Annotated in this window: 4 protein-coding genes; all 4 read right to left on the bottom strand. The window is 59.9% G+C overall.

All coding sequences use genetic code 11. The annotated features are described in order from the left end of the window. Window positions 1-751 precede the first annotated feature (751 nt). The 4 genes from NKI37_RS29835 to bluB all read right to left on the bottom strand — a co-directional run bounded on the left by NKI37_RS29835 (window position 752) and on the right by bluB (window position 4,775). Window positions 752-1,006: a helix-turn-helix domain-containing protein gene (locus NKI37_RS29835; RefSeq protein WP_031197535.1), complete on the bottom strand. Its 255-nt coding sequence runs from the start codon at window positions 1,004-1,006 to the stop codon at window positions 752-754. A 430-nt stretch (window positions 1,007-1,436) separates the two neighbouring features. Further along, on the bottom strand, window positions 1,437-3,257 hold the full coding sequence (gene glmS / locus NKI37_RS29830) for a glutamine--fructose-6-phosphate transaminase (isomerizing) (protein WP_352512941.1): 1,821 nt from the start codon (window positions 3,255-3,257) through the stop codon (window positions 1,437-1,439). A gap of 228 nt (window positions 3,258-3,485) precedes the next feature. After that, window positions 3,486-4,013 carry a class I SAM-dependent methyltransferase gene (locus NKI37_RS29825; RefSeq protein ID WP_156940739.1) on the bottom strand — a complete coding sequence of 176 codons (528 nt, stop codon included), beginning with the start codon at window positions 4,011-4,013 and terminating at the stop codon, window positions 3,486-3,488. A 126-nt stretch (window positions 4,014-4,139) separates the two neighbouring features. Continuing rightward, window positions 4,140-4,775: a 5,6-dimethylbenzimidazole synthase gene (bluB, locus tag NKI37_RS29820; protein ID WP_352512939.1), complete on the bottom strand. Its 636-nt coding sequence runs from the start codon at window positions 4,773-4,775 to the stop codon at window positions 4,140-4,142. Window positions 4,776-6,000 lie beyond the last annotated feature (1,225 nt).

Here is a 6,000-nt window from a genome sequence, read left to right as displayed (position 1 = left end):
TGCCGCCGACTGATGAAAAACCGCTCACCGGCAGCGCAAGATCGTTCATGGTGGGTGTGGTCTCCGGGAAATTTCGGATCGGCTTAAGCAACCAAATCCTACGTCATTTCAACGGGCTTGCGCCCACATCCACCAACCCCCATGAACTTTTCAGGCTAGCAGAGAGGGTGCTTGCGGTGCACTCACTGACACGAGATCGCAAATGGAGGCGCGTGACCACCAGAACTGGCGACACCCATGGTGGTCCGCTGGACCCGCAGGAGGAACCACAAGGTGTCAGCGGGCAGAGCGCAAGCGAGTGCGTACTTCGATCTTTCTAGAAGCGCGCCGGCAGCCTGGGCGGGGGGCTTGGGGGTGAGACTGCCGGCGCACGCCACTCACGAAGAGCGGCCCCTTTTCGTGGTTCGAACGCCCATAGTCAACCCGGAAACGTCAGGATGCCCGCCATGTTACTTTCAGAGCGGCGCGACTTCGCCGTGGTGGACGATTCAGCCTAGGAGTAGCCACTCTCGTAGGCCGAGTTGATGCTCAAGCCAGCATCGCCTTGCCGAACTGGGAAGAGTTCGCCGTTAGTCCTTCGTCGCGAGCCGATGCCGTCGTGCACGTTTCGTAGCACTCCGGGCGGCTATATCGCTTTGTTGTTCGGCGAGCTGCGCCAGAAGGCATCGCATCAGATCGAATCAAGCGTCGACATCAGCCGCAAGCTTCACATCACAACAGCTAGTCCACCCATTGCAGATCATCCGACTGTTCAGGCGGCGTCCGAAATGTCCAACTCCGACTCAAGAATTCCCACAGGTATGGAAAGCGATTTCGCTATCCGATCCCGATAGCCCTTGCTGTACCTCAGACCTCGCTCGATGTTTTGGATTTCCTCAGCGGCCAGCCCGCACGCGACCGCCAGATCGTCGATCGAATATCCAAGGTGCTCGCGATAAGCGCGGACGATGTGGGTTCCCTGGGACATAGCCGTCAAGACTGGTTCGGGAATGCGCGAATCCTTCATAAACATCTCCAAGAACTGGGAGCTCCCTCGGAGATTCCTCCCGAGGCGCACACCTAGCAAATAAAAAAAATGGTCGTCCATTCGGCCGAACCGGCCTCATGCAAGGGATGGGCCGCTGAATTGGCCGGGCCGGAATATGGCGGCTCACCTGCTTCTGATCAAGTATCAGGGCTGCCCGTGCTGAGAGCCTGGTCGGCGTAGCGCATGCGACCTACGATCCTTCGTGGACCATTCTCGCCGATGGACTTTCGGCACGGACACTGCTTCCTTCGGCAATCTCCACCGGCGAGGCAGCAAAAGACCCGCTCGTAACCGCTACCGAGTTTCGCAATTGCAGCAAACAATGGTCATCTGGTTTCATCCGGGCTTCGGATCCAGACAAGGGGTACCGCTTTCCTGGCGGCGCATCGCCACCTGTACAGGTTCACAATCATTCGACCGTGACCGATTTTGCGAGATTGCGCGGCTGGTCCACATCCGTCCCCATGAAGAGCGCCGTGTAATAGGCTAGAAGCTGTATCGGGAGCGAGAAGATCATTGGCGCGATAATCTCGTCGACAACCGGCAGCACGAGCGTGTGCATGGTTTCGAGTTTCGATACGGCTGCCCCTTTTTCATCGGTGATGAGGATAATCCGCCCTCCACGGGCAGCCACTTCCTGCATGTTGGAAACGGTCTTGTCGAAAAGACGGTCATGGGGCGCGATGACGATCACTGGCATGTTCTCGTCTATCAATGCGATCGGCCCGTGCTTCAATTCACCCGCTGCATAGCCCTCGGCATGGATGTAGGAAATCTCCTTGAGCTTCAGCGCACCTTCCATCGCTAGCGGGAAACTGGTGCCACGGCCGAGATACAGGACGTCACGACACTTTGACAGTTCGCGCGACAAGAACTCGATTTCCGGCTGGATGCTCTCGAGTACGTGGCCCATCACGCGCGGCAATTCGGCGAGGCTCCTGACGAGCTCCTGCAGCTCGTCTTCGGGGACGGTCCCGCGGGCTCTGGCGGCGCCGATGGCGAGTGCTGCTAGAACGGCAAGCTGGCAGGTAAAAGCCTTGGTAGAGGCGACGCCGATCTCCGGTCCGGCAAGGATCGGGAAAACCGTATCGGCCTCGCGAGCGATGGTCGATTCGCAGGCATTGACGATAGCGCCAATTTTCAGCCCACGCTCCTTGCAGTACCTCAATGACGCAAGCGTATCGGCGGTTTCGCCGGACTGCGAGATGAAAAGAGCCGCCGACTGCGGCGGCAACGGGATCTCGCGGTAACGGAATTCGGACGCAACGTCGATTTCAACCGTCAGGCGCGCATAGCGCTCGAACCAGTATTTTCCGATCAGTCCGGCGAAATAGGCGGTCCCGCAGGCAGAGATCGCCAAGCTCGGGACCTTGGCGAAATCAATGCCAGGAACCATGTCGCGACTGTCTATGATGTTAATGTAATGATGGAGAGCATGGGCTATGACCTCGGGCTGCTCGTAAATCTCCTTCTCCATGAAGTGGCGATGGTTGCCCTTGTTGGCGAGATCGGCCGCGGCCGTGGAGATATGGCGCGGACGCTCGACGGGACGGCCGTCGACATCGAAGATATGGGCGCCCGAATTGCCGACAACGGCCCAGTCGCCGTCGATGAGATAGGTAATTTCATTGGTGAAGGGAGCAAGGGCGATCGCGTCCGAGCCCAGGAACATCTCGCCGTCGCCGTGACCGATCGCGAGCGGTGGTCCGTTGCGCGCCGCCGTGATGGTCGACGGTTCATCTTCGAAGAGGATGGCAAGCGCATAAGCGCCCTTGACGCGTTTCAGCATGGCACGCGTGGCCTCTTGCGGCCTCATGCCCTCTCGGCGGTATCTTGCCAAGAGATGCCCAACGACCTCGGTGTCGGTGTCGGTCTGGAACTCGGCGCCATCCGCCGCCAATTCGTCCTTCAGCTCGGTGAAATTCTCGATGATGCCGTTATGGACTACGGCGACACCGTCGCTAAAGTGCGGGTGCGCATTGCGTTCGGTCGAGGCCCCGTGGGTTGCCCAACGCGTGTGGCCGATGCCGACGTTGCCGCTCAGCGGCTCTTCCTTCAGTCGCGTCTCGAGATTGACGAGCTTGCCCTCGGCGCGCCGGCGGTGCAAGGCACCCTCGATGATCGTCGCAACGCCGGCGGAATCATAGCCGCGATATTCCAAACCCTTCAACGCGCCGATCAACCGATCCGACACCGGCTGTTGCCCAACGATGCCAACAATCCCGCACATGTTCGTCTCCGCATCTTTGCGGGCAGCACCAGCCCACGCGAGACGGATACCCGTCTGGCCGCTTTAAGTGGCGGCCTTGTAGTAGAATTCCATAATATTGGTAAAATTGATTGTTGTGATAACTACCATCCACCCGATGGATAGGTCGGCCGCTGTGGAGCCACGACCCAAACTTCTATTCGCGCCTGACGCTCTTATGAGGATCGCAAACTCACACCCGCGGCAGGATCACGGCCTCGGAAAGGCCAGGAGGCCTTGGACAGTGGACGGACGACGGGCCTGCGACCCCTTGTCAGGCAGTCGGCATCTAGGAGCATGGTGCCGCCGACTTGGGCATCGGCGATGGTCTGTCTTGGCGACAGAGTTCGCTTCAGGACCGTCGTCGTCTCGCGCGGCTGCCAGTGTCAGTTGACGATAACAAAATGTCCGCCCGGGGGCGAGCGCCTCACGCACCGCACGTGCCAGCCGCGGTCGGTCCGGGACGCCGTCGAAGGCGTTGGCCGTGAAGACGAAACCGACGGGGCGCGACACCAGAGTAGCGAGTTCATAGCGCGTAGCCGGCGACCAATAGCAATTGGTCGCGCCGGCGCCGGTCAGCCGGCGGTGCGCGGCCTCCAGCTGGTCGGCGTAGTGCGACGACAGGCGGGCGATCGTGGCGATCGGCACAGCCGCCCCGCAACAGAGGTCGACCACCTCCATGCCCGGCTTCAGCCCGGTTGTCGCAAGCGCCATCTTCGCTGCGGTCGCGCTTGTCATGCTGCTCTTTCCTGGCCTTTGCAAGAACACGAACCTCGGCTTCGGTCGGAATGGCAATGTGGCGAAGGGCGACCCGATCTGCGTCAAGCTCATCGCCAGGGAAGAGGCGAATGATGGGCAGCCCCACTACCGCCTGATGACCACCGGCGGCCGCCGATGTTCCCAGCATTCGCGTTCCAAGGTCGGCATGTCGTGCTCCTCGCTGGCATAGCCGAGGCAGAAATAGCCGATCAGCGTCCATTCGGGCGGCGTGTCGAGAATTTCGGCCATCTCGGTCGCATCGAGGATCGACACCCAGCCCATGCCGATGCCCTCCGCCCGCGCCGCCACCCACAGTGTGTGCACTGCCATGACGGCCGAATAGTCGATGGTCGCCGCCATGGTCATGCGACCGAGCCCATGGCCTTGTCGGGTCGTGCGGTCGGCGAAGACCGCGAATTGACAGGGCGCCTCGTCGAGCCCGGCAAGCTTCAGCCGGGCATAGAGTGCGGCGCGCTCTCCCGAAAAGCGCGTGAGCGCCTCAGCATTGCAGCGCTCGAAGCAGTCTCTCACGGCAGTGCGCCGCTTGAGACTCTCGACGACTACGAAGCGCCAGGGCTGGCTGAGGCCAACGGAGGGCGCAATGCTGGCGAGCTCGAGCAGGCGTTCCAGCGTACCCTCTGGCAGAGCCGTCGGCTCGAAGCGCCGCACATCCCTGCGCCAGCGCAGCAGCGTGATCAGCTCGGAGCGAAAATCGTCGGTGAAATCTGGAGTTGACGGCATGGCGGTCTCGTTAGGTATGGATTGGCATTAGGGAGTACAGTGTGGACAGCCTCTGCCTACGCTTGTTGCGTCCGACAATCGCGTCATGCGACCCCAACCGCAAACGATAGAAAAATCTTTCCTCGTGGGCGGCGCTATTACGATGCAATCGACCAAGCCAGTTTCGATCAGCTCGCACCGCGGTGAATCGTGTACCAGGCCGTTGCTAAATGCGCCATTGACACTCAGGCGCACCCGTATCGCTCACCAGGCCTCCGAATGCAGAGAACGTCGGCCTGGAACGCGGAGACGGCGACAGGCATCTCAGCTTGCATATGGTCGTTCCTGCCGCATCGCCTGCAACTCAGTTTGCTTCCGACCACGTCGGCCTCGACGTCCCCGAAGATTCCCCAGGTCATTCGGCAGATACCATCGTCTGACGTCATAGCGCCGCAGCGGACAGCACCAGCTGCCCAGTTTCATTTGGTGCATCGCTGAGCTTCCAGTCGCCACCGCAATTTCGTCTTCCACCAGCGTCAGGCCTGACCCAAATTGCAGCTCATCCCTCTCACAGTCAATTCGCGCTTGAATTATATGTTCTACTTTCGTTCGCTGTTCGGACGACACATTAGAAAGAGCTGGAATGGAATCTATCATCAGCCCTCGACAGCCGCCAAAGGTGGCCGCTATTCAAGCCCGCCGAAAAGTTTGGATGCCGTTCACAAGGGGAGAGCATTGGTGGGACCATGCCGGCGCCATCTACCGCTTTGTTCTTCTCGGGGAACATCGCCCGGGCCAGTGGTCTCAATCGTGACCGGAGAGTAAAAATAACTGACGCGCATCAGGGCTCGCGCACGTGGAACGCAATGAGCATCCCCAGTTACTGGCACATTCTACAATCAGCTACCAACTGACAAACGTATGGCAGGAGACGGATGAGACGTGGACGGTGTTCGACCGTCGTACCGCAGAGTCGCCATAAGTCGCATTTAGGAGGTCCTGATATTTGATGCAAATGGCTGGGAACGTTGCTCACCCTCAACTCGGAGGTGACCGTTACCATAAACAGCGGATGGGCTGGTGCCGTCATGAAGTTGGAGGGCGACTTGCCTCCTCTAGCCGTTTTCGCAACCTATTCCGTCGCCGTCTCGGTCAAGATCATAGATATCGGTGCCTACGACAGAGACCGGCCCGTGTACGTATGCGGGACCATTGCCCTTTCCGGAGGAACAGTCGACATCGCTGG

It is taken from the genome of Mesorhizobium sp. M0626, assembly GCF_040320665.1.
Lineage (GTDB): Bacteria > Pseudomonadota > Alphaproteobacteria > Rhizobiales > Rhizobiaceae > Mesorhizobium.
The sequence above is the reverse complement of the archived record's forward strand: the minus strand, read 5'-3'. Positions and strand labels throughout refer to the sequence as shown.